Here is a 22,593-nt window from a genome sequence, read left to right as displayed (position 1 = left end):
TTCCGGAGGCTTACAGCTTGAACATCCGCGTCTGGCTTTGTGAGCTGATAATGGCGGAATCCGATTCGCTGATAAAATCAACCGAGACGCCCAGGTTACTGCAAATCAGTTCCATCATACTTTGCATTTCCAGCACATCCAGAGTTTTGGGCACGGCGATTTTAATCATCATGTCAAACGTTTGTCCGTCTTCAGAACTGGTGGCCGAGAGGTCCAGAATATCGATTCCATCCTGGCCGAGTTGGGAAGAAATTTTTCGGAGAATCCCCGCATGGTTTTCTCCCGTAATCGCGACCAGATATTTTATACTTTCCCCCGGTGAAAGAATCGAGGGGACTTCGACATCCGGATCCTTGACGGAAACATCGACATTAAAGGCATTGCAGATGCCTTCGATGTGCTCCTGGATGAGAGTCGGATCCCGTTGTTCCGGAAAATCTGCGGCGATCACAATGGAGAAGAAGTTCTGGATGACTGCGATGCTGGCTTCATGCAGATTGGCACCCAGTTCGTCCATTGCTGTAGTCACAGCAGCCATGATTCCGACACGGTTTGCTGACAGGAGAGAGATTATATAACGTTTCATACCAGACTCCGGTTCTGCCGAGACAGATAGACTGATCCCGATGCAAGTCATTCCTGAAGGTGAGTAGCAAACTGTATTGTAGCGAATCCACCTGAAAAATTGTGATCTGGATATGAAAATATTTGACCTGAGCTCAGAAATGAACGAGCCAGTCCAGCCGGAATTTTCCCTATCTTTTCTGTGAAAATTGCTGTAAGTTGTTAAATACCATAGAGTCCGATCATCGTATCGGTCGTGCCGCTTTATCGATAAAATCAAAAATATGGAACTGGTTCATGGTACGGCTCGTATCGCTTTGCGTCATCTTCTGCCTGATTCTCGCTCTGGGAATCATGTTCTTTAAAGTCATCATGCCTTTCATTCTGCCTCTGTTCCTGGCAGCAGTGGTTGCCATGATCAGTCAGCCTTTGATGAATTACTTTATCAGGCGTACCAACGGGCATGTCAGATTTGCAGCCGGGTTGACGACGACCATCCTTGTTTCCGCCATTCTGATTCCCTTATGCGTGGGAATCTTTCTGGGATCGCTGCAGCTGTTTACGACCGTTGTCGATACCCTCGACGAAGCAAACTGGAATAAGGCCGTTCGAAAGATTCGCGAAAAAGTCGAAATCAGTAACGATAAATTTCAGCAGATTGTGGACTGGTCGCACGAGTATCTGGAATACGATATGGATTCACTGGTGACGAAAGGCAAGTCCGGTGAGCCCCAGATTTCAGAAGATTTCATCCGTAAGAATCTGCAGGCCACACTGGTACCCGTTGCCAAGCGTTCCCTGGGTGTCGCGGCTTCCACGGTCGGTCTGCTGGGAACCCTCTTCTCGGCACTGGTAGCCTGGATCATGTTTATCATCGCCCTCTATTATTTCCTGGCGGATGGCTATTTGCTGATTGAATCAACCCAGTCGCTGATTCCCGTGCACGTGGATTACCAGAGGAAGCTTATTGATCAATTTCAAAAAGTGGTGCGTGCGGTGGTCATTGCGACCTTTCTGGCGGCCATCGGTCAGGGACTGACGACCGCGATTGCCTTGTCCATTGTGGGCTTTGATCACTTTATCATCTTTCTGATCCTGGCAACCATCACATCCATGGTGCCCTTACTGGGTTCCTGGCTGATCTGGATGCCTTGCGCTGTATGGCTGATGTACCAGGGACACTGGGGATCTGCCGTGTTTCTGATTTTGATCGGCACCCTGGTGGTCGGCACGATGGATAATATTATTCGAACTTATGTGCTGCAGAGCGACGCCAAACTGCATCCACTGCTGGCCTTCGTCAGTGTGCTGGGTGGACTGCAGGTAATGGGGCTGTGGGGTGTGTTTATCGGCCCGATTGTGGCATCCTGTCTGCATGCTCTCATCCAGATCTTTAATACGGAACTGAAAGCCTTCTCCCAGGAGAAGTTCCAGGCGCAGGGACTGATGGAAACCTTAGAAGAGAATTCACCAACAGCTGAAACCGGGCCAACGGACGAGAAACCGTCAGAAACCTCAGACAGTGAGGCTTCTGCGGAAGAGGCAAATACGACTCAGAACACAGAGAGCAAACCAGCGTCGGAGCCAGATAAAACGCCTCCCGGTAAGAAAAAGAAACGTCGTCGTTAAGCAGCTGGCGGTGTTCGGTGCTGCAAATGTAATTTAGTGGCTGGTGCTCAAAGTGAAGATCGGCAGCAGCATCGAAAGTGCAATAAAGCCGATGATGGAACCCATACAGACCACCATGATCGGTTCGATCAGTGTAGTGGCAGATTTAATTGCAATTTTGACTTCGCGATCGAAGTAATCACTTAATTTATTCAGCACCATACCCAGGCGCCCCGTGGATTCACCGGAAGCAATCATTTGTTGCATTGTCGGAGGAAACAGCGTTTTTCCTTCCAGTGCCTCATGAATCTGTTTACCTGTTGTGACGAGTTCGCTGATTTCCATCCAGCTCTGTTTAAAATGCACGTTATCGGTCACACCGGAACTGAGTTCAATGGCTTCCAGCATGGGAACCCCGGCATTGACTGTGGTCGCCAGCGTACGAATACTGCGGCTGATGGCCAGCTTCTTCAGCATGGAACCAAAGACAGGCAGGCGGATTAAGATCCAGTCGAAAGCGGATTTCCCCCAGGCCTGATTTCGTACGTAACAGAAGGCACCTGCCAAGGCAGCCAGAAACAGGATGATCAGATACCAGTATGTCGTCATTGCCGTGGAAACCATAATCATGGCTTTGGTCGGACCCGGAATCGCGGCGCCGCGCGAAGCAAACATCGGCATCAGTTTGGGAAAGACGTAGGTCAGCAGAAAAATACAGACGCCCACACACATCACCAGCATGATAGCGGGATAAATCAGGGCGCCTTTGACCTGCTGGATCGTTTCCTGTTCTTCTTCTGCCTGGGCGGCGATCCGGTTCAGCATTTGTGGCATCGTTCCACTGGCTTCGCTGGCTTTGATCAGGTTCACATAAGTGCGATCAAACTGCCTGGGAAAATCGGCCAGGGCAGCCGACAGGTCACTGCCCGATTCCACACTCTTCTGAATATGCGCTAAAATCTCTGCCAGCACAGGGTTTTCGATCTGTTTTGAAATTCCTTCCAGGGCAGTCGCCACAGGCACGCCGGCGTCGACCATGATGGCCAGCTGGTTGGTGAAATAGATGATTTCCTTACGCGGGACCCTTTTTTTCCGCGCGATGCTGGTCGTATTTGCGGAACTGGCATCGGATTCATCCAGCGCAAGCAGGTATAAGCCTTCCTGTCGCAATTTTGCGACGGCTTCTTCGCGGGATTCAGCAACCAGCTCACCGGTCTGGTTCTGGCCACTTGTGTTGCGTGCTGTGTAGGTAAACTGCATGAGGGTGCCTTTGTTTGTGGGTCCTGATTACGCGAGTAATCCCTGGGAATATTCTTTCGGTGCTTCTCCTTTTAACTCCTGAAGATGCTCATCAATGATGTCCGGATCGACTTTTCCATTCAGTAATAGTTCTTTCAGCGCCTGTTCCATTGTCTGCATTCCCATCCGCCGGCTCGTCGAAATGATCCCGGGAATCAGATGCGAAGTGGATTCCCTGATGCTGGTCTGCACGGCCCGGTTCATAAGCATGATTTCAAGAGCGGGGACGCGGCCCGTTGTTCCTGCTGCAGGCAGCAGTTTTTGTGTGATAACACCCCGCAGGGTCTCGGCAAGATGGCTGCGGACCTGGGACTGTTCTTCGGGAGGAAACACTTCCACCAGACGATCCACGACTCCCGCAGCGCTGGAAACATGGAGCGATGACAGGACCAGGTGCCCGGTTTCCGCTGCCTGCAATGCGACGCGGATCGTATCCAGATCCCGCAATTCGCCGATCAGAATGACATCCGGATCCTGGCGGAGCACGTGCTTCAGTCCGGAGGCAAAACCGGGGCAGTCTTCGCCAATTTCGCGCTGTTCGATCAGCGATCGTCCATGCTGAAACTGATATTCGATCGGATCTTCCAGTGTAATAATGTGCTTGGCATCCCGTTGATTAATGGCTTCGACCATTGCAGCCAGCGTCGTCGATTTACCGGAGCCCGTCTGCCCGGTCACCAGGATCAAGCCTGTTTTCAAGCGTGTCAGTTCTTCCACCACGGGGGGTAAATCCAGGCTGCTCAGGGTACAGACTTCATTTGAAAACCGGCGAATGGCGGCGGCATAAGTACCTCGCTGGACATGGATGTTGAACCGGAAACGTCCCAGTCGCGGGATGGTAATGGCAAAATCGACATCTTTCTGTCGTTCGAGTATTTCTTTCTGCTGTTCATTGAGAACCTGGTCACACAGGTCGCTGATCGTAACGGGATCGAGGGGCTCAAGCGCAGTTTTTCTCAGTTCTCCATCAATGCGAAACATGGGCGCAGCATCAATGGCGAGCAGAATATCAGACGCATTGCTGTCAACGGCAGCATGTAACAGATCATTCATTTCCATGGAAGAGTCTCTTTCTCGAGATTCGTTATCTTTTCACACCGCGCTATTAAAACGGTGTTTAATGTTTGAGTGCGGACTTGCGGGGAATCCAGCCTTCATCGCTGACTTTGAGGGCTTCCTCGATGGTGGTCAGTCCTTCTTTTGCTTTTCGCAGTGCATCGTAGCGTAGCGGAATCATGCCTTGATTCTGTGCATATTCCTTGACTGCGGACACGGTGGGATTCGTGGTGATGATTTCCCGCAGTGGATCGTCGATGGTCAGAATTTCATGGACGCCGATTCGGCCGGAAAAACCGGTATTTCGACAGCGTTTACAGCCTTTCCCTCGATAAAATTCATCCACATCCAGGCCGATGCGTTCCACAGCCAGCTGCATGGCTTTAGGCAGTTCATAGGGTGTTTTGCATTTCGGGCATAATTTGCGACATAATCGCTGGGCCAGCGCCATATTTAACGCGGCTCCGATGAGGTAATCATCAACGCCCATATTAATCAGTCGGGTCACGGCGGAAATGGCGTCATTGGTGTGCAGCGTACTGAAGACGAGGTGGCCTGTGAGGGCCGCCTGAATGGCAATTTTGCCGGTTTCCTGATCGCGAATTTCGCCGACCATGATCACGTCGGGATCCTGTCGCAGCAGACTTCGCAGAATCGAAGCAAATGACAACCCGATTTTTTCATTGACCTGAAACTGATTGATCATCGGGAGCTGGTACTCGATCGGATCTTCGACCGTACACACATTCTTTTCAATCGAACTGACGGCATTCAAAGCCGCATAAAGTGTAGTACTCTTACCACTACCCGTGGGTCCGGTCACCAGAATAATTCCATTAGGCTTGTCGAGCTGTTCGGTAAAATGTTCCAGAACTTCGGAACTGAACCCCAGCTGTTCCAGTGAAATATTCACGCTGCGGTTATCCAGAATTCGGATCACCACTTTTTCGCCGGTCGGCATCGGCAACGTACTGACACGCAGGTCGATCGGGCGACCTTCCATCAGGACGTGAATTCGACCATCCTGGGGAAGTCGGCGTTCACTGATGTCGAGGCTGGCCATAATTTTGATACGGGAAGACACCGCGGGAGCTAAATGCACCGGCGGTTCCAGCGCCTGCTGCAGCACGCCATCCACACGATAACGGACCCGCAACTGCTGTTCGGTCGGCTCAATATGAATATCGCTGGCGCCTTCGCGAACAGCGTTGTAGATGATGTAATTCACCAGTTTGATAATCGGGCTCTGGCCGGCAAACTCGGCGTCAAAGCCGATGTCGTCGATCGATTCTTCGATCAGCTCGACATTCGTGCCATTCGCATCGTCGATAATGTCATCGATGACGAAGACATTCGTATTCGGCATGTAGGTTTGCACCATCTTCCGAATCTCGCGGGCACTTGCCGCAACGATTTGAATTTCCGTTTTGGTCAGATCTCGAAGTTGATCCACCAGGAAGACGTTCGTCGGCTCCGCAACAGCGACGGTCAGAACATTTCTGACTTTGAACAGCGGAAGCACGGTATGTTTTTCGACAAAATCGCGGGGCAGAACATCGAAGACTTTCGAATCGAACATGCGGCTGTCGAGCTGCACATAGGGAATCCGATATTCCAGCGCCAGGCATTCCAGAATCTGTTCTTCGGTACAATATTCTTTATTGACCAGCAGTTCGCCCAGCAGCTGGCTGCCATCTCCCTGTGACTGCTCGTGCAGCGCGGACTCCAGCTGTTCCAGAGTGATATACTCTTTGTAGACGAGCAGATCACCGAGTCGCATTTTCGGTTGGAGCAGTGAGTTGGTATTCATAATTAACTAATCAAAATTTCTATTGAAAACTGGAGACGGCGTCGATCACGGAATCGAACAGATCGATTCTCTGATCCAGCCGTGTGATTTCCAGAATTTTCTTGCCCGGATCTTCCAGGCCACTGATCTTGAGGTTCCCCCCCTGTTCCCGGGCCAGGTCCTGAATGTCCAGCAGGGCTTCCAGGCCGGCGCTGTCCAGGACTTCGCTGCGATCCATCTGCAGCACGATCTGATAATGTTGCTCATCAATGGCGGCAGTCAGCGCGTTGACGAATTCTGTGGATGTGTCATCCGTCAGTTCGTCTGGTGTATGAGCCACCATTACATGTCCAAAGATTTCTGTTGTAATCTGCATGATTTAATATCTAAATACCGGGTTTCCGGGCGGAATTCGGATCGAGTCCGATGACCTGATTTCGTCCACCCTCTTTGGCTTTGTATAAATTTTCATCGGCAATCCGTACCAGTTCGTTCGTGGTCGTTGCCGGATGTCTGAATTCGGTGACACCGAAACTGGCAGTAACCTGCAACTGCTGACCTTCAAACAGGATCGGACAGTTTTCCAGTGTTTCGCGCAGATCTTCAGCGATCTGCAGAGCCTGGGAATATTCATGATCCACCAGGACGCCGATGAATTCTTCTCCGCCATAGCGGGCGAGAATGGTTTTTTCCGGCATGACGGTCTGCCAGATCCGCGCGACTTCTTTCAATACAAAGTCGCCAGCCTGGTGACCGTAAGTGTCGTTGAATGATTTGAAATGGTCGATGTCGCTCATGATGATACTGAGCTGACTTGACTGGGCATCCGCCTGTTTGACCAGATCTTGCAGTTTTTCCTGGAAGGTGGCATGGTTGAACAGACCGGTCAGACCATCGCGGCTGGCCATTTCTTCAATCCGTTTAAACAACTGGGAATTCTTGATGCCCAGTGCATAGATATTGGAAAGAATATACAGGAGCCGACCGATGGTGGGGGATTCCACATCCACTTTATCAATCACCAGCAGACCAATCAGATCAGAGCCGACGGTCAGGGGGGCGATGGCATCGGGCATGTTCGGATCTTCTTCCAGGATCCGTCTGAGTCGATAGTCCTGTTCGGCGTCGTTCCGCATGACAATCTGGCGATGTTCAATCACCCAGGCAGCCACGCCGCTGTGAGGAACGGGACGATAATTCAGCTGATCCCGGGCACGGGCAGGCAACGCATTTTTCAGAGACCGTGATTTACTGTCCCACAGATAGACCTGGCAGTATTCACACTGCAGTGACGCTTTGGCAGTACTGATGACCGTGGGAATCAGGGATTCATTGGATTGATTTGTGGAGATACGTCGACCGATGTCCTGCAGTGTGAGCAGGAGTAGCGGATAGTTAACGCCCAGTTCGCCGGCGGGTGAATCTTTGGATTCTGCAGTTTGTGTCGGTTTTTTCTCATCGGCGTTTTCCGAGTTCAGATGATTTGCGGACGCTTCTTTCTGGGTTTGGTACAGTTGACGAACCAGTTCATCGTTCTGCTGGTAAATCTGGGAGAGTTTTCTTTTTAAGACACCCATATACAGATCGATCAGTAAGACGAGGCCAATCAGAACGGCAGCGCTCAGCATGCTCAGAGAGTAGCTGTTATTCCCCTTGACGATATCCGTCCGGAAGAAGACTTCTGCAAAGCAGGAACCGACGGAAAGCGCAGTAATCGTCCAGTAGCAGATCCGTGGAGAGGAGACTGCAGCGAGGACCGTGGGTGGTGCGAGCAGCAGGAGCGGCGCTACTCCCAGCGGCCAGGCCATGTAGGAACCGAGGAATACGGCGAGCGGACACAGGCAGACTACCAGCAGCGAATATGACCAGAACTGGATGGCAGTATAATAGTTTCGCATGGAATAAGAGTTTCGGAAATGATGTTTTTTTGAGCGACTTAACCAATTACATCGTTGGTCAGATTGAGTGATTCCTGAACCTGTGTCAGCAGTTTTTTAGGGCTGAACGGTTTTACCATTACGTTCGTAATTTTCAGGGTCTGCATGTATTCATCATGGTCGAATTCAAAGCCTTTGCCTGTCAATAAAGTGATTGGTATCAATCGGGTTGTTTCTAACTGACGAATTTTCTCACACAGTTCCAGACCGTTCATGCGAGGCATCTGCAGGTCTGTGATTATCATGTGAGGTGCCTGTTCCTGGGATTTTTCCCAGCAGGCGAAACCATCGGGAAAACATTCCACATCAAAACCTGCTTTTCTCAGTTTCATGCTGATGGCACGAACGATGTGTGAATCATCATCACAAATATAAATCAGGTGATTCATTTTCTCACTCCTTTTCTCACAGCTTTTTTTATGCGGAAATGTGAATTGCGTATTCTACTCAGGCATTGACAGGTGGGATCAGTTGTTTTTTCCGTTTCTGTTCGTTGTGTCCCAGGGGGATCGTCACAGTAAAACAGGTGCCTTCGTTGACCCGGGATTGAACCGAAATCGAACCGTTGTGCACATTGGTCACGATAAAGTGAACCAGTGCCAGTCCCAGGCCCGTACCCGCAGCTGAGCGGTTATTTTCCGGAACCCGGTAGAAGCGATCGAAGATATGAGGCAGCGAATTCTCCGGAATCCCCATTCCGGTATCGCGGACTTCAATCACGGCGGAAGTATCTTCCATCCGGCTCCGCAGTCGCACTTCATGACCATGGGGCGTATATTTTACCGCATTCGATAACAGGTTGATAATCGCCTGGCCCAGCATGTCTTTGTCCACATGAACGGGCAGGTACATATCACTTAATTCGGTGGTAAACTTGATCTCCTTTTCCGTAGCGGTTGGCGAAATCACATCGGAGGCTGTTTTCAGAATGTCGTTCAACTCGTGGTCGTGTCTTTTAATTTCGACCACGCCACTCTCAATGCGCGCCAGATTCAGCATGCTGTTGACCAGGCGCGTCAAGCGATCGATCTGATCGTTAATGAAACCGTAAAGCTCTGCTGCTTCCTCCGGTTCACAATCGCCGTCGAGCAGCATTTCAATGTAAGCTTTGATTCCCGACATCGGGGTTTTCAGTTCGTGCGCGACAGAAGAGACGAATTCTGCATGTTGTGTTTTCTCATCCGTTTCTTCGCCGATGTTTTCGACCACAACCACGGTTCCCAGGCTGACCTGATTTTCATCGCTCAGATTTGTCGCAACAGCACGGTACTGGGTAGAGACACCGTTGCTGGTAAATTCGAATTCAGTACGTCTGCGAAATGTCGCTTCTTTTCGTTCGATGGTTTTTGCCAGCAGTTTTGCCAGTGCCGGAATGACTGTTTTTTCAACGACGGGTTTGCCCAGCGAGAGACTGGAGTCACAACTCGCGTAGTCCTGGTCGGTTCCGGTGAGCAGAAAAGCGCTGGCAGCCTGATTGGTAAATTCCAGTTCGTGTTTCGCGTCGAAGATCAGAACGCCGGTTTCCAGGTTATCGAGGACCGATTCGACCAGTGCTTCTTTTTTCAGCAGGGAATTCACCCGGGCTTTGAGCATGGTTTTGACCTGATTGGTCGAGGTCAACTCCGAATCGGAGTCTTCCATTTTGCGGATCGCTTCTGCGAAAACTTTTCCATAGAAGTTCTTGCGCTGAAAATCGGGGCGCTTGAGATCAGGATTTCTGAGACAGGCAGTGATCTGCTGCTGATCGTTTTTGATGCATTTTATCAACCAGGCCCAGCACGCCAGTGAAGCGGTTAAGGCGATTACCAGAGCAGAGCCCGGGTTGACCGTCTGGCTGATGACCAGCAGGTTGTCTACACAACTCACTGTCAGCAGGAGCAGTATCAGAAACCAGTATTTGCCAGAAAGATTCATAGCCGGTTCTTTCTCAGTCGAATGGATTCTACTGAAAAACGTGTTTCACATTAAAAGTTCCGAGACGAGTTGTACTTCCCCGATAGCAACACGCGCATCAGGGAGGTAACTCACTTTTTAAATCTAGGTTACAATCTGCCGATTGTCCAATTTCGGAATCGAGAATGTGATTGGCACATGAATATGTGTAAATGCGGTCACATAGCGAGGTTACCGAACAGAGGGCTGGTCTGTCGGAATTAAAGCAGCGACTTCCAGCAGGGTCTCGTCGGTCGGCCATTTTTTACGGGCTGTAGCGATAATGTCTTTTGCGCTGGTACTCTGGCCCCGGTTTATTGCGCATAATCCGCGTAATATTTCTACATGGATTAACTGGTGCTGATGTTTCTCTGAAATTTCATCAAACAGCGTTTGTGCTTTTTCCAGGTTGCCAATCTGCAAAGCAGCGTCGCCAAACGCAATCATTTCTGCCAGTGACAACGATTCGGGATCTTTTTTCTGGCAGGTGGAGAACTCATCGAAAGCTGCTGTGAAGTTACCCGAATAATACAGGCAACGTGCCTTCTGTTTTCGCCAGACATGGTTGTCGGGGAAATGATTGACGACCATGGTGTAATAGACGCAGGCCTGTTTCCACTGCTGACTGGCTTCACAGATCCGCCCCAGGGCAATCGGTAAGCGGCGACTTCCGGGAGTCGTGTGGAGTGCTTTCAACAGGACTTTTTGAGCTTCCTCCGTCCTGCCTGCCTGTTCATAAAAGGCGGCCAGTTTGAGGGCATAGTTTTCGTCATGCGGTTTTAATTCGATCGCACGATTCAGACAGGCGATCCCTTCCTGGGTCTGCCCCGCCTGAAAGAACAAGGTTCCGATGGCACTCTGCTTTTCAGAATCATGAGGACTGGCTGCCCGAATGGACCGCAACGACTGCAGGAACTGGTCACGGTCTCCCATGTCATATGAAAGCTGGGCTTCGATTTCAAAGGTGCCGATATGTCCGGGATCGATTTCCCGCGCCGAGGCCAGCAGCACTTTGGCGCGTTTCAGTTCTCCCTGCGAATATTGTTCGAGCGCCTGCTGTACGAGATTGTTTGCCTGCCTGTTGTAAGGCGAAGCGGACTGGCTTTGAACAGGTTCCTGGTCCAGCGGTTCTGCCGCTTTCTGGATAGAACCCACTTCCGGCAGAAATTCCAGACTGGAGACCGGCACGTTCTGACAGCCACAACACAACAGCCCCGCTGTGCAGCAGATCATTCCAAGATATTGGGAGAGCCTGCAGTGACGTCGAACCATGCTCAGGGGGCTCCTTCCAGAGTGGGAGCATGAACTTCCGGACCAGAGACGGGCGGTAACCCGAGCATTTCCCGATTTCGATTGATCAACGCCTGTTCGATGTAGTTTTTCAGCTGAATGGCTTCGATATTGTTTTTGTCGAGACGAACGGCAATTTTGATCTGTTCTTTTGCTTTGGGCAGATTCCCGATTCGCAGGTATTTCTTTGCCCGGTCAATGTGTGACTGCACGATGCGTACCTGATTGATGGGCAGGAAGCTCTCCTTGAAGTTATCGAGGCGTTCGGCTCCTTCGTGTTCCAGTATTTCCCCTTCGATCCGCGCGGGTTCTTCTCGAACGATTCGCGGTGTGATTAACACGATTAATTCGTTGCGAGTGTTGATTTCACGCTGATGCCGAAACGCATTGCCGATGACAGGAATTGCGCCAAGGAACGGAACCTGGTTCCGAGTGTTTGAGACACGTTCCTCGATCAGGCCGCCGATGACAACGGTATGTCCATCGCGGACCATAACGTTGGTTGTGACCTCGGTAGTTTGCAGGTCAGGTAGATTGGTACTGGGGTTGATCCTGGCAGAGCTGCGTTCCGGGTGCACTTCCATGCGGATCTGACCATCGGGAGTAATAAATGGCCGCAGGTTTAATACAATCCCCGAGTCCAGAAAGTTGACGTTCTGAATGGATGTGTTCCCGTTTTGGGTGACTGTGGAATAACTCGTACGGTCACCAATAATCAGCTCGGCTTTCTGTTTATTTAATGCCCGCAGTTGTGGTGACGCGATCAGATTGGTCTCCGTCACATCCTCCAGCGCTTCAATAAAACCGCTGATATCTCCGTGCAGGAAGCCGTATTTCAGGCCTGCCAGATCAGCAATAAACTGTCCGGTAGGTGGTACGATTGACGTAGAACCCGAGCCGGGAAACCCGCTGGAATTATTGAGCGTATTTCCGTTTCCATCGACGAGCAGACTTTTGTTGCTGTCGCCCAGCATGGCAAAATTCACGCCGAATTTCATATCGTCGTTCAGGGTGACGCTGAGAATCATCGCTTCGATCACCACCTGCATCGGAGGAATATCCATCTTTTCCAGCAGACGATCGACCTCTTCCAGAATTTCCGGATAATCGCGTACAAGAATCGAGTCTGTCTGGGCATAGGAGTCGCCACCTGCGCTGGTGGGATCCGGTGCGATGCCGACCTCACTGGGCGACGTCAATGAAACGATGCCGATATTTTCCGTCAGGATCGGCGTGATCAGATTCTGTAATTCTTTCGCACTGATATAAAAGGGGCTGTAAAGCTTGGTGACGACTTTGCGGCTGGATTTCTTTTTCTGCTCCAGCTGTGCCTGGGTCATCACATATACGAATTCTCCCTCTTTTTCAAAGGCTAAATCACGAGAACGCAGAATGGCATCCAGCGCCTGAGCCGGGGTGACATTTTTCAGGTTGGCTGAAATCGTGCCTGTAACGCCCTGCCCGGTCAGGATATTCATTCCGGAAAGTTCTCCCAGCATATCCAGGACCTGCATGATTTCGGCATCCTGAATCTGAAGTGAGAATGTTTCGCCTTGATCATGATTGGGGCTGATTTTCAGCAGCGGTTTTTTCTTAGTCGAGTCGGCAGGTTCTGCTGCAGGAGCTTCGATGACGGGCGTTTCCGCTTTCTTTTCTGCGGGAGCGCCCGGATCTTTGCTTTGCATGCCGTCCAGTTTACGTTCCAGATCCCGCAGCTGATTCATCTGCTGCATCTGTTGCAGCAGTTTCGTAGCCTCTTCGAGGCGATCCGTATTCTGAGCCAGTTCCATGTTGGACTGCTGTTGTGACTGCAGCTGCAGGTTGGTCAGCCGATCGACCTGCTTTGTCAGACTGGCCAGACGGAGTTCCATTTTTGAGGGAGCCGGTCGCGCGTCAGCCAGTTCGTCATCGCTGGCGATGTTGAATTTGATGGAGCGCGCTGCGAGACTGCTGTCCGGGATCGAGGAAATTTCGATACCGGGTTCGACCAGCAGTCGTGAACGCGCGGGTTGTTTTTCAGGTTGTTTTGTAAGCGAAACAGTCCTGGTTTCTGTTTTCGCCGGCAGGACTGCCGGTTCGACGTGTGGGTGTGATTCTGCAGTTTGAGTGAGACTCTGCTTGGGTACAGCAGGACTGGGAGAGACTGTCGTAATGGTGGTTTCAGGCTGGACGGAAACGGCTGTCGATGGCGGGTCAGTGGGCCTGTTCTCAGAAACATTCTGTGGTGAATTTACAGAGTGTTGCGGCGCAATAAACAGAGACTGAGGCGTTGTGACATTTGTCATGGCAGCAATCAGCAGCAGTGACAGCCCTGTTAAAGTCGCCCAGAAAGCCGGTAGAAAAAATTGTCTGTTCATGTTTCGACCATCATCCATGATCGTTCGAATCAGTCTAAAGCAGCCAGTGATGCGAACTGTTATTGTTCATATTTAATAAAGGCGGAAGGGTCATTTTGAATTTTTAATTCAAACCTGTAAGTACCCTGGCTCAAAATTACATTTCGTGCAGCGACCTGCTCCAGAATGTAAGTCGACTCGTTATGCTCAAAGGATTTGCCTTCGTAGTACAATTTATTATTGATAATTGCGGCTCTACGAGTCTTTCCGATGATCGTGGTTTTCAATACCAGATCTTCGGGCAGTACCGGCGCTGGTTCCGGTTTGTTTTTCTCTGCATCCTCAAGGGGTCCCGTGGATTCTTCAGCAAACAGAATGGGAGGCGAAAACTGATCGCGGTTGACCTCAAACGGATTTTTCTGAATCGCTCCCATCTGAACCGACTGTACGAGCGGATCCGTCTGCATTAACGAATCAAATTTCTCCCAGGAATGACGTGCATCCTCTACCGTTTCGCTCTGGGCAAAACTCATTTCTGTTTTCACGGGAGGGCGCGGAGGAATTTCTTTCGCGGCTGTTTTGGCTGAAGCAACTGCCGCACTCGAGCTCCCTCGAATGGCACGATAAAGCGGAGGGATCCAGAAATACATCCCCACCACCAGCAGCAGACTCAATACAAGCGTCTTCTGCCAGCTCACTTTTAAATCGTGTATAAGTTGTTCACTGAAAGTTTTCACGCGTGAATCACCACTTTAAATCCCGGAAAGACCACAAGTTACATCAACTGGTCTAAACTGTTTTTTCACGAGGAACAGTCTGAGAGCAACTTGAATCAGAGTGCACCCTTATCTCTTATCGGCCGAAAGAAACGTCTTACTAACCCTATTTTCGGAAAAATCAGAATAATCCCTCTGATTTTCGTGTAATGCGTAAACCGACAGGTTGATGTTTCCCTTGATAAGTCCCGCAGAACCCCCGTCTTGCTGAGTGACAGAGACCTGGTTGATGGTAAACAGGCGCTGTTCCTTGTCCAGATCGTTCAAAAACTGCAGGAGCCCCGAATAGGAACCCGTGATACTTAATTGAAAGGGTTGCCTGAAATACGTGGCATGTTCTTCCAGCTCGCCTGGATTCAGTTCTGAGACGGTGAGCGAAGCCGTTTTTGCCAGCAATGCGATACGTTGCAGAACCTGATGTGAGTCTTTACCGGCGGGAATTCTCTGACGGAGCCGATCGATAAAGGCGATACGCTGATCCAGTTGCGTATGCAAATCCTCCAGTTGTTTCACTTTGTCTGGAATGGCAGAAATTTTCTGATGATACGTTTCGATTTCCTGGTTCAACTGCTGCTTACTTTTCAAGCCGGGTAAATAAACGACAAAAGTAAACAGAGCGACAACGATGGAAAGCCCGATGATGGTGACTAAGCTGTCACGACGTAATTTATCATTCATGGAATAAGCCTCCTGCCGTGATCCAGCGATCGAGCCCGGCGGTATAATGCGAATCAATTTGAGGTACATACATGCCAGGAGCATTCACAACGATTCGGAGTCGAAACACCCGCAGGGGTTGTCCTTCGAACAGGGTTTCATTCGATTGAACCAGGTCGATTTCCCTGAAGACGCCCATCTGATCCAGGTTTGACATGTAGCGAGAGATAGAGAGGTGATCGGGTGAAATTCCCTGCAGAGTGACCACCAGGTTTTGCCGGGTGTGCAGCGTCTGCAGCTGTTTCAGGTCGACCAGTTCCGGCAGTTCGGTTTCCTCTTTTTGCGAGGGGCTTTTTTTAGGGCGTGCCTCTACTTTGACGATGGTTTTTTCAAATGTGAACTGGAATTCGTTCAGCGAAACGTATTCGGGTAAGGCGTGACTGATCATATTCAGCACCTGTGCCGGTGATTCGTCGAGTAGCAGGCCCGCCAGCAGGTCTGCGCGAATTTCCGCCTGTTGAATCTGCTGCATGATTTGAGTTGGATCTTCGAGTTGTTCATTCATCAACTGCGCACGTTTTTCCAAAGCTTCTTTTTTCGTCTGAAGCTGATGTTGAATTTCGCGCTGGCGCACGGTACTCAAGGTGACCAGAGTCAGAAAGACCATGACAATCGTTCTGCGCCAGATGCGGTTTCGATGCCGCCTTCTGACCTCGCGATAACTGGCTGGTAAAAAATCGATTTCGGGTATCATATTCTCGCCCTTAACGGGTTCTTTTCGGATGGTGGGATGTCGCATCCGAGTGATTTAATCTGGATGTCTGTTGTATTGTTCTGCTTTGGTCTCTAAATGGTTTTCTCTTTCATGGCCAGGCCTAAGGCTGTGGTCCATCTGCCGGGTCGTTCCAGAATGGATGTGGAAGTGGGCCAGCGTTTCAGGCTTTCAAAGGGATTGCCCATTTCGCAATCGGTATTCAATCGTTCTGAAAGGAAGTCGATCAGCCAGGGACTGCATTCATTGCCTGTGACGATCAACTGATTCAGCTTTTTTCCACGGAAGGTCACTTTGTAGTACCGCAGACAGTTTTCAATTTCGGTGCTGATCGATTCCAGCAGCGAGCGAATGGAATCAATCACAGAGCGGTGTAATTCATCACTGGCATCCAGCGAAGTGGAATTGGTGACAATATTTCGCATGCGAATTGCTTCCGAGAGAGGCAGATCCAGGTTATCAGCAACAGCGCGATCGAGGTGATTACTGCCCTGCATGATATATTTCAGAAACAGCATATTCTGCTGATCTGCAAAAATAACCGTAGTGGCCGCTTCGCCAAAATTCAGGTAGCAGTTGGCAGAGTTGGAATGTGCTCCCCGGGCACCATCATGAAAACATCGCAGCGTGGCCGAAGGTTCCACATCAATGGCAACCGCGTTTAAGCCGGCCTGCTCCAACAGATTCAGATGACGCTCCAGGATTCCATTGTGGCAGGCCATAAGGATCACTTCCTGTTTCGTATTGGCTTCCAGTTTGACCTGACCTGCGGGCAGATGACGTATTTCCGCGTCGGCCACCGGATAAGGCAGTCTTTCATCTGCTTCCCAGGCAACGACTTTGGTGAGTTCTTCTGCCGGCAGCTGTGGTAATCGAATATTCTGGATGAACAGTTCCTGTGATCCCAGACAGCTGATGACCCGACGACCTTTAAAATGGTGATCAGAAAGAATGCGGCGGAGTTCGGCCGCGGTTTTCGCATCACGTTCGTCGAGTGTCAGTTTATCGTCGAAGTCAAACTGTTCCTGCGCAATCGCATGCACGACGCGATTATTGCGCGGTCCGGTCAGTTGCACGAGGGTTGCGGAATTCGGTCCCAGCTGTAAACCGATGGGGCTGTATTTTGATTGTTTAATGGAGATCATGATTTCTGTTTCGTGTTCAGGGAATGTCTCGTCGGTGTTATAAAGTCTGAATCTCATCAACCCATGCCTGGCCTGTAACCCAGGAAACGGTGATCAGAATATAAAACGTATTTCCATTTTTTTGTGTGGTTAGCATCAGAACGGTATCTTCATTGCGAACAGGACCTGTCCCGCCCATCGGGCCGAAGGTCAGATCGGTGACCGCGGAAGTGGATGTTTTCAAGTTAATTTGTCTGAGCACCGCCTGCCCGGGCAGATTCAGGGAATCGATCTGGATCTGTTTGAGGTAGCGGTCAGAATCGGCGGCAGATCCGGCCAGGTTGTTTTTGGGAACTGGTAAATCTCCCGATCCGGTGTGCTTTATTTCATAAGTTTGTGCGTTCAGATCGAATTCGACCGTGTATTCGGTGTTGAATTTGATGGCATGATTCCGGGCCAGGTGCAAATCGGCTGCCAGCATGCGTGCGGTGGCATCAAGGGCCAGCGAACCGCTGCTGTCAGTTGCGATCAGAGACACGGTTGCCAGAATGGAAAGCAGCAGCACGACAATCATCAGTTCGACCAGGGTGAAACCATCTCTGTTGGCGCGCAGGTTTGCCGTGGGTCTCCTGCGTTTCCAGGAATACCAGCCGCTCCGCCGATGATTTCGATTAAAGTGTTGCATCAGATTTCACTAACAGAATTATTGAGTTTCTTTCCAGTCGATCAGTGACCAGCGATAGCCGGACAACTCCGGGTTTGTATTACTGCCATCAAATGGTTGAAATAACGGTGGTTCCCAGCGATAGGCCTGATCTTTCAAATGCTGGATATGCAGTGTCGGTTCCAGGTTGAGCCCGTAGGTCTGGTAGTACGACCCCCAGCCGGGAAAGTTGTAAGGGCTCTCCAGCCACTCACTGAATCCGAGTTCGGAGTAACCAAAATAACGTCGCAGGTCGTTTTCATAATCCCACCTGTTTTTACGGTCATACCAGGACGAACTGGAAAGCACCCATTCATCGAGTCGATTAAAATCGAATGTTTCAGCGCAAATGGGACCACGAATCTGTGTCAATTCCTGCTTGTGTCGTTTGATCTGATAGCCGGTGGGTGAGGCGATATCGATCTCGCCGCGCACGGTCACCTGCTGGCGTGCATTGTCGACTCCGGTGATCGGATACCAGGATCCGGTCGCGCCGGTTTGTCCGGTTCCCGTGGTTTCCAGCCAGATCGCATATTTTCCATTCGCCGAGATCAGATCGAGTAGCCGGTATTCCCGAAGTGTGACGATGCTGGAAGGCTGTTCCACAGAAACTGCGGTGGCCGTGCCCGTGTATGTGATGTTGGAGACATTCGGGTAATCCACAGAACCGCCGGCTCCGACCACGTTACCCTGACAGACGACGGCTCCTTCGAGGGTGGTCTGTGTTTCACGAATAAATTCCACATTACCTGCCACCACGGATGGCAGTCTCGGCCAGAGATCGGCACTGTGCACCAGTGGTCCGCCGTCAGAGCCTTTCCAGTTGAATGCGGTAACGTGGATGCCTTTGCCATGGAACGTTATTTTTGACGTCGCGACCAGTGTTCCCTGAATCACGACGTTGTCGTAAACATTGAGGCTGCCACTCCGGTAGAAAATGCCCAGCGGGTTATCGGGTGTCGGCTTCAATGTCACATTATATAAAGACGAATTCAGCGAAACGGCCTGGTAGAGTGGTCCTCCCTCATACAGGCGATAGCTGGAGTATGCAGAAAAATTGGTACTGGGAATCCGCAGACGGTTACTGGATGTCGACCAGTGCAGTTTCAAGTCCGATAAATCACTTCGGCTTGAGCTGGAAGGGTAATCATAATAGGTCACGGATCCTGCAATCGGATGCGGGTAAGAAATGGTGGTTTCTGAGAGGTTAGACGAACCTGCCGGAAATGTTACAAACCGATTTCCCACGTCTTCCAGAAATTCCTCCCTGACAGATGAACTCCAGGCAGGGTCATTGTAGAGGACCAGGTTGTCATACAGCCAGATGTTGCCATCAATGCGATCGCAGGGATCCAGAATGAGTGAACTGCTGCCGGTTTCGGCAAACAGCGCGTATAGTCGGATCTGGTCGTAATCACCAGGATTTGTGATCTGGTCCGTGGCGGTTGCTGAATCGCCAGGCAGAATCGAGCGACCTGTCAGCCTGGGAACCAGCCGCATTTTTGCGGTGATCTGATATTCCGATCGCATGTTGCTGTTCGTGGCTGAAGTCCAGGCGCCCAGCGAGTGGACATTGAGTTCCAGCACGGAGCCGATGGATCCGCCGATCGTTTCGAAGGAAATCGAGTACGTGCAGTCTCCATCAGAGTCAGACAGAAACTCGCGCTGATACTGATCGTTCACGCCAGTCCATGCCAGTGAATTCAATCGGTTTAAAGCATCCCTGATACCAGCCCGGGCTGCATTTCTGGCGAGATCCTGTCTGGAGCTGTTCTCGCTGATCTGGATGAGTACGCTTTGGGTCTGGATAAATGAGTAGGTCAACACCAGCGACATACTTAAAGCAAACATCACCAGGATCAGCGAGATCCCCGCGCGCGAAGCGCGCACAGCAACCGACCGCCGGCATTGATTTTGATCAATCGCCTTCCTGCTTGGTAGACGTGCTGCTTTATGGCGTGTATGCATAGTACCTCGTACCCGATGCAAAAAATGGCAGGGCGGAAGTGGAGTTGACTTCATTCAGGTCTGTCTGTTCTGCTGTTTCGAACTGCACCTCACAGTTCACGGTTACCTGGCGCAGGCCACTGCTGGCGCTGGCGGTTCCCTGTGGCCAGGCAAGATTCATCCAGGCCGCTGTTCCCGGAGAGACGCTGCCCAGACTGGAATCGCTGGGGGTTTTGACCAGGCTGAAAAAAACATTGCCAACGGCAGGTCCCCAGGGTGTTCCGGAGAGGAGATACTGGCTGCATTTGACCCGATTGCTCAGCAGCGCTGATTCCGCCTGGCTCGAATTGATGGCAGAACGGATTGTGTTATTGAAGGAGGCGCTGTTGAAGTCGATCGTGGTATTTGCATCTGGAAATGCGATTTCAATCAGGTTATGTGCATCAGCCGGGTCGACGGTATAGATCAGGATCTCACTCAGTTGAGGCAGCCGGGTAATCGTTCCCTGCGCGCTGAGTCCGCCTTGACGCCCCCCGGACCAGACTACAAGTGTGTTGGGAATATCAATGCTGTTCCAGGAGTTGGTGACGACTGCCAGTCCCGCGCGGGGAGGTTGTCCGCTGATATGATAAACGCCTGCCTGTGAGATCATCAGTTTGATGCGATCAAAGGTCGCATTGATCTGCGACTGTGAATCTTCGATGCCCCGTGTATGCTGCCAGGCGGACTGCGTCGCGGTGACAATGCCGGCCAGCGCGACGATCAGCATGGAAGAGATCGCCATGGACATCAACAGTTCGACAAGCGTGAACGCCCGACGGCAGTTCCCTTTTCGTACCGCGCAGCAACGTACGCCGGTCTGTTTTTTGTCAAACAGAACCTCTGAAAACACAGGCGATGCAGCCTTCAGGTGATCAGGGTGAAAGTGGAACATAACTGAATATTCTTGTTGCCTCCGTTATTACCTGCGCTGGTGAGTTTGCATTCATAACCAGTTTGATGGTGACAGTGACCCGGCGATAACTGGTGTGGGTCTGAGTTACTTCCCAGCTCCCATCGCTGGCGGGTTGGATTCGTTCTACGGTAACTTCGCGGGTCAGCCGGTTCAGGAAATCGGAATCAGGACTCAGCATGGCGGGACGGGAGATCGGGTATCTTTCCAGAATCGTGAGTGGTTCCCTGCCCAGCGAATATCCCTGTTTGTTTTCGGGCGGTGTTGAGGACCAGTTGTCATAGTCATCAAGATCATCAAAGTATTCGCGGGAACTTTGAAACCCGGGCCTGGTATCACTGGTAACCGGAAATCGGACCGCAGCAAGTTCGTCCAGCATCTGGTCAGCGAGACCGGTTGCGATATTGTGATTCATGGCCGAATAACTGGTGCCCAGCGAAGCGCCAATGGCTGAGAACAGAGCGGTCCCGGCAATCGCTGTGATCGTCACAGAGACCAGAGATTCAAGCAGAGTAAATCCGGTGCGGCGGGATCGCTGCAACCATCGTTTTCTGGTTGCCATGAGCTCTTCCAAAATAATACCGCTTGAGGGTGCTGATCTGTTATCATGCGATTGACGGAATCAGAAGCATCACACGTGATCTGAGTTCCAGCACCATCAAGTCAGATGGTTTCAAGACAAAAAAAGCGCGGCAAGGTCCCCTCAAAGCTCCCAGCTTTCCTTGCCGCGCTGTAGATCCTCGCTCCAAAAAGAAGCGGAGGAAATCGTTGTTTGTGTTCGTTGAGCGGGTCAGTTGCCCCTCTCTGCCAGTAAAAGTAGTTCACGCAATTTGTTAGTCAAACAGAATTGGGCAAGAACTTGGGAAATTGCGGTTCTCCGATATATTTCGGAATGCGCGTGCAGTGAGAACGGTCTCTCAATCGGCAATATCGTTATAGCCTGAATGGAATGAGCCTTACCGGCAGGCTGAAAGAGCAGTCCCGCGACGCTGGCAGGAGCGAATTATTTTTTCTGACTCTGCTCGATTTGAGATTTTGAAGAGAGCGCCGCTTCGCGCAGAGTCTCACTCGTATCGGTATCATCGATGAGCGTCTGCAATTCCGTGAGAGATTGTCTGGCAGGTTCCCCCATCTGGCCGAGTACTTTGATCGCCGCTAATTGAACATCCGTGTCAGAATCATTGAGGGCCGCTTTGATGGCGTTCAACTGCTCAGCTGACTGGGAATCCAGATTACCCAGCGCATAAATGGCGGTGAGCCGCGTATTCGAGTCGGGGTGTTCTGCCAGACTGATTAATACGGGAATGGCCTTCTCGCGATATTCTGGAAAATGCGTGAGTGTGGAAGCCGCGTTGACCTGCGTAAACGGTGATTGATCCTGCAGCGCTGTCTCGAGAACGGGAGCCGCTTCTTTGGCTTCCGGCCCCAGGCTGGCCAGATACATGCTGGCAAGTTCCCGGGCACCCGGGTCGGGATGAGACATGACTTCTTTTAACGTCGGGACGGCTGACTTGCCAAATGCGCTCAGCTTTTTATCAGCCTGCATCCATTCATCAGGGTCCGGTTCCGCGCGAATCGATAACAGTGTTTCAAAAACGGCTTTGACTTCTGCCTGGGGATCGACGGGCTCAACGGTCGCCTGCTCCGTCTGCACGGTTTTTTCAGGCTGCGATTCCGGTTGCTTATTTTCAGCCGGGACCGGTGGTGGACTCTCAGCAGGAGTGGAGTCACCACAGCCCTCCAGAGAAAAGACACACAATACCAGGCTCATGGCGAATACAATACGAAACTCTTGCATCTGACTGGAATCCATCCGCTGAAATAATTTTCCTAAATCCTGTTAGACCCGGA

Annotated in this window: 20 protein-coding genes; 1 reads left to right on the top strand and 19 read right to left on the bottom strand. The window is 51.0% G+C overall.

All coding sequences use genetic code 11. From position 1 onward, the window contains the following. Positions 1 to 10 precede the first annotated feature (10 nt). Positions 11 to 586, bottom strand: a complete 576-nt coding sequence (locus tag AACZ40_RS05485) for a hypothetical protein (RefSeq protein ID WP_291173811.1) — start codon at positions 584 to 586, stop codon at positions 11 to 13. A gap of 275 nt (positions 587 to 861) precedes the next feature. Between AACZ40_RS05485 and AACZ40_RS05480 the strand changes: the two genes are divergently transcribed. After that, a complete protein-coding gene (locus AACZ40_RS05480) occupies positions 862 to 2,193 on the top strand; it encodes an AI-2E family transporter (RefSeq protein WP_291173808.1) in 1,332 nt (443 codons plus the stop codon). A 33-nt stretch (positions 2,194 to 2,226) separates the two neighbouring features. Here AACZ40_RS05480 and AACZ40_RS05475 read toward each other — a convergent pair whose 3' ends face one another. The 18 genes from AACZ40_RS05475 to AACZ40_RS05390 form a co-directional block, all read right to left on the bottom strand. Continuing rightward, complete coding sequence (locus AACZ40_RS05475; protein ID WP_291173804.1) at positions 2,227 to 3,432, bottom strand: type II secretion system F family protein; 1,206 nt, start codon at positions 3,430 to 3,432, stop codon at positions 2,227 to 2,229. Between the two features lie 27 nt (positions 3,433 to 3,459). Further along, the gene (locus AACZ40_RS05470; RefSeq protein WP_291173801.1) at positions 3,460 to 4,530 is read right to left on the bottom strand and encodes a PilT/PilU family type 4a pilus ATPase; all 1,071 of its coding nucleotides are present in this window, start codon (positions 4,528 to 4,530) and stop codon (positions 3,460 to 3,462) included. A gap of 58 nt (positions 4,531 to 4,588) precedes the next feature. Beyond that, positions 4,589 to 6,337 (bottom strand): GspE/PulE family protein, encoded by a 1,749-nt coding sequence (locus tag AACZ40_RS05465; RefSeq protein ID WP_291173798.1) that lies wholly within the window; start codon positions 6,335 to 6,337, stop codon positions 4,589 to 4,591. Between the two features lie 19 nt (positions 6,338 to 6,356). Continuing rightward, a complete protein-coding gene (locus AACZ40_RS05460) occupies positions 6,357 to 6,692 on the bottom strand; it encodes an STAS domain-containing protein (RefSeq protein ID WP_291173795.1) in 336 nt (111 codons plus the stop codon). 10 nt (positions 6,693 to 6,702) lie between these two features. After that, entirely contained in the window at positions 6,703 to 8,214 is a 1,512-nt protein-coding gene (locus AACZ40_RS05455; protein ID WP_291173792.1) for a sensor domain-containing diguanylate cyclase, read from the bottom strand. Between the two features lie 38 nt (positions 8,215 to 8,252). Then, entirely contained in the window at positions 8,253 to 8,642 is a 390-nt protein-coding gene (locus AACZ40_RS05450; protein WP_291173789.1) for a response regulator, read from the bottom strand. A 58-nt stretch (positions 8,643 to 8,700) separates the two neighbouring features. After that, complete coding sequence (locus AACZ40_RS05445; RefSeq protein ID WP_291173787.1) at positions 8,701 to 10,167, bottom strand: HAMP domain-containing sensor histidine kinase; 1,467 nt, start codon at positions 10,165 to 10,167, stop codon at positions 8,701 to 8,703. A 210-nt stretch (positions 10,168 to 10,377) separates the two neighbouring features. Continuing rightward, on the bottom strand, positions 10,378 to 11,457 hold the full coding sequence (locus tag AACZ40_RS05440) for a tetratricopeptide repeat protein (protein WP_291173785.1): 1,080 nt from the start codon (positions 11,455 to 11,457) through the stop codon (positions 10,378 to 10,380). 2 nt (positions 11,458 to 11,459) lie between these two features. Continuing rightward, positions 11,460 to 13,832 (bottom strand): secretin and TonB N-terminal domain-containing protein, encoded by a 2,373-nt coding sequence (locus AACZ40_RS05435; RefSeq protein WP_291173782.1) that lies wholly within the window; start codon positions 13,830 to 13,832, stop codon positions 11,460 to 11,462. 59 nt (positions 13,833 to 13,891) lie between these two features. Further along, positions 13,892 to 14,548 (bottom strand): hypothetical protein, encoded by a 657-nt coding sequence (locus AACZ40_RS05430; protein WP_291173779.1) that lies wholly within the window; start codon positions 14,546 to 14,548, stop codon positions 13,892 to 13,894. Between the two features lie 108 nt (positions 14,549 to 14,656). Continuing rightward, positions 14,657 to 15,265 (bottom strand): type 4a pilus biogenesis protein PilO, encoded by a 609-nt coding sequence (gene pilO, locus AACZ40_RS05425; protein WP_291173776.1) that lies wholly within the window; start codon positions 15,263 to 15,265, stop codon positions 14,657 to 14,659. After that, a complete protein-coding gene (locus AACZ40_RS05420; protein ID WP_339673545.1) occupies positions 15,258 to 16,043 on the bottom strand; it encodes a PilN domain-containing protein in 786 nt (261 codons plus the stop codon). The genes pilO and AACZ40_RS05420 overlap by 8 nt, the downstream gene beginning before the upstream one ends. Before the next feature lie 47 nt (positions 16,044 to 16,090). Continuing rightward, the gene (gene pilM / locus AACZ40_RS05415) at positions 16,091 to 17,218 is read right to left on the bottom strand and encodes a pilus assembly protein PilM (protein ID WP_291173771.1); all 1,128 of its coding nucleotides are present in this window, start codon (positions 17,216 to 17,218) and stop codon (positions 16,091 to 16,093) included. Beyond that, entirely contained in the window at positions 17,199 to 17,825 is a 627-nt protein-coding gene (locus AACZ40_RS05410) for a GspH/FimT family pseudopilin (RefSeq protein WP_291173768.1), read from the bottom strand. Before AACZ40_RS05410 ends, pilM begins: the two co-directional genes overlap by 20 nt. Before the next feature lie 18 nt (positions 17,826 to 17,843). Then, a complete protein-coding gene (locus tag AACZ40_RS05405) occupies positions 17,844 to 19,811 on the bottom strand; it encodes a hypothetical protein (RefSeq protein WP_291173765.1) in 1,968 nt (655 codons plus the stop codon). After that, a complete protein-coding gene (locus AACZ40_RS05400) occupies positions 19,795 to 20,724 on the bottom strand; it encodes a prepilin-type N-terminal cleavage/methylation domain-containing protein (RefSeq protein ID WP_291173763.1) in 930 nt (309 codons plus the stop codon). Before AACZ40_RS05400 ends, AACZ40_RS05405 begins: the two co-directional genes overlap by 17 nt. Continuing rightward, positions 20,705 to 21,304, bottom strand: a complete 600-nt coding sequence (locus tag AACZ40_RS05395) for a prepilin-type N-terminal cleavage/methylation domain-containing protein (RefSeq protein WP_291173761.1) — start codon at positions 21,302 to 21,304, stop codon at positions 20,705 to 20,707. The genes AACZ40_RS05400 and AACZ40_RS05395 overlap by 20 nt, the downstream gene beginning before the upstream one ends. A 441-nt stretch (positions 21,305 to 21,745) precedes the next feature. Continuing rightward, complete coding sequence (locus AACZ40_RS05390) at positions 21,746 to 22,540, bottom strand: HEAT repeat domain-containing protein (protein WP_291173759.1); 795 nt, start codon at positions 22,538 to 22,540, stop codon at positions 21,746 to 21,748. Positions 22,541 to 22,593: the final 53 nt, after the last annotated feature.

This window comes from uncultured Gimesia sp. (assembly GCF_963972345.1).
In the GTDB taxonomy this organism is placed as follows: Bacteria; Planctomycetota; Planctomycetia; order Planctomycetales; family Planctomycetaceae; genus Gimesia.
This window is presented reverse-complemented; position numbering and strand designations above follow the sequence as displayed.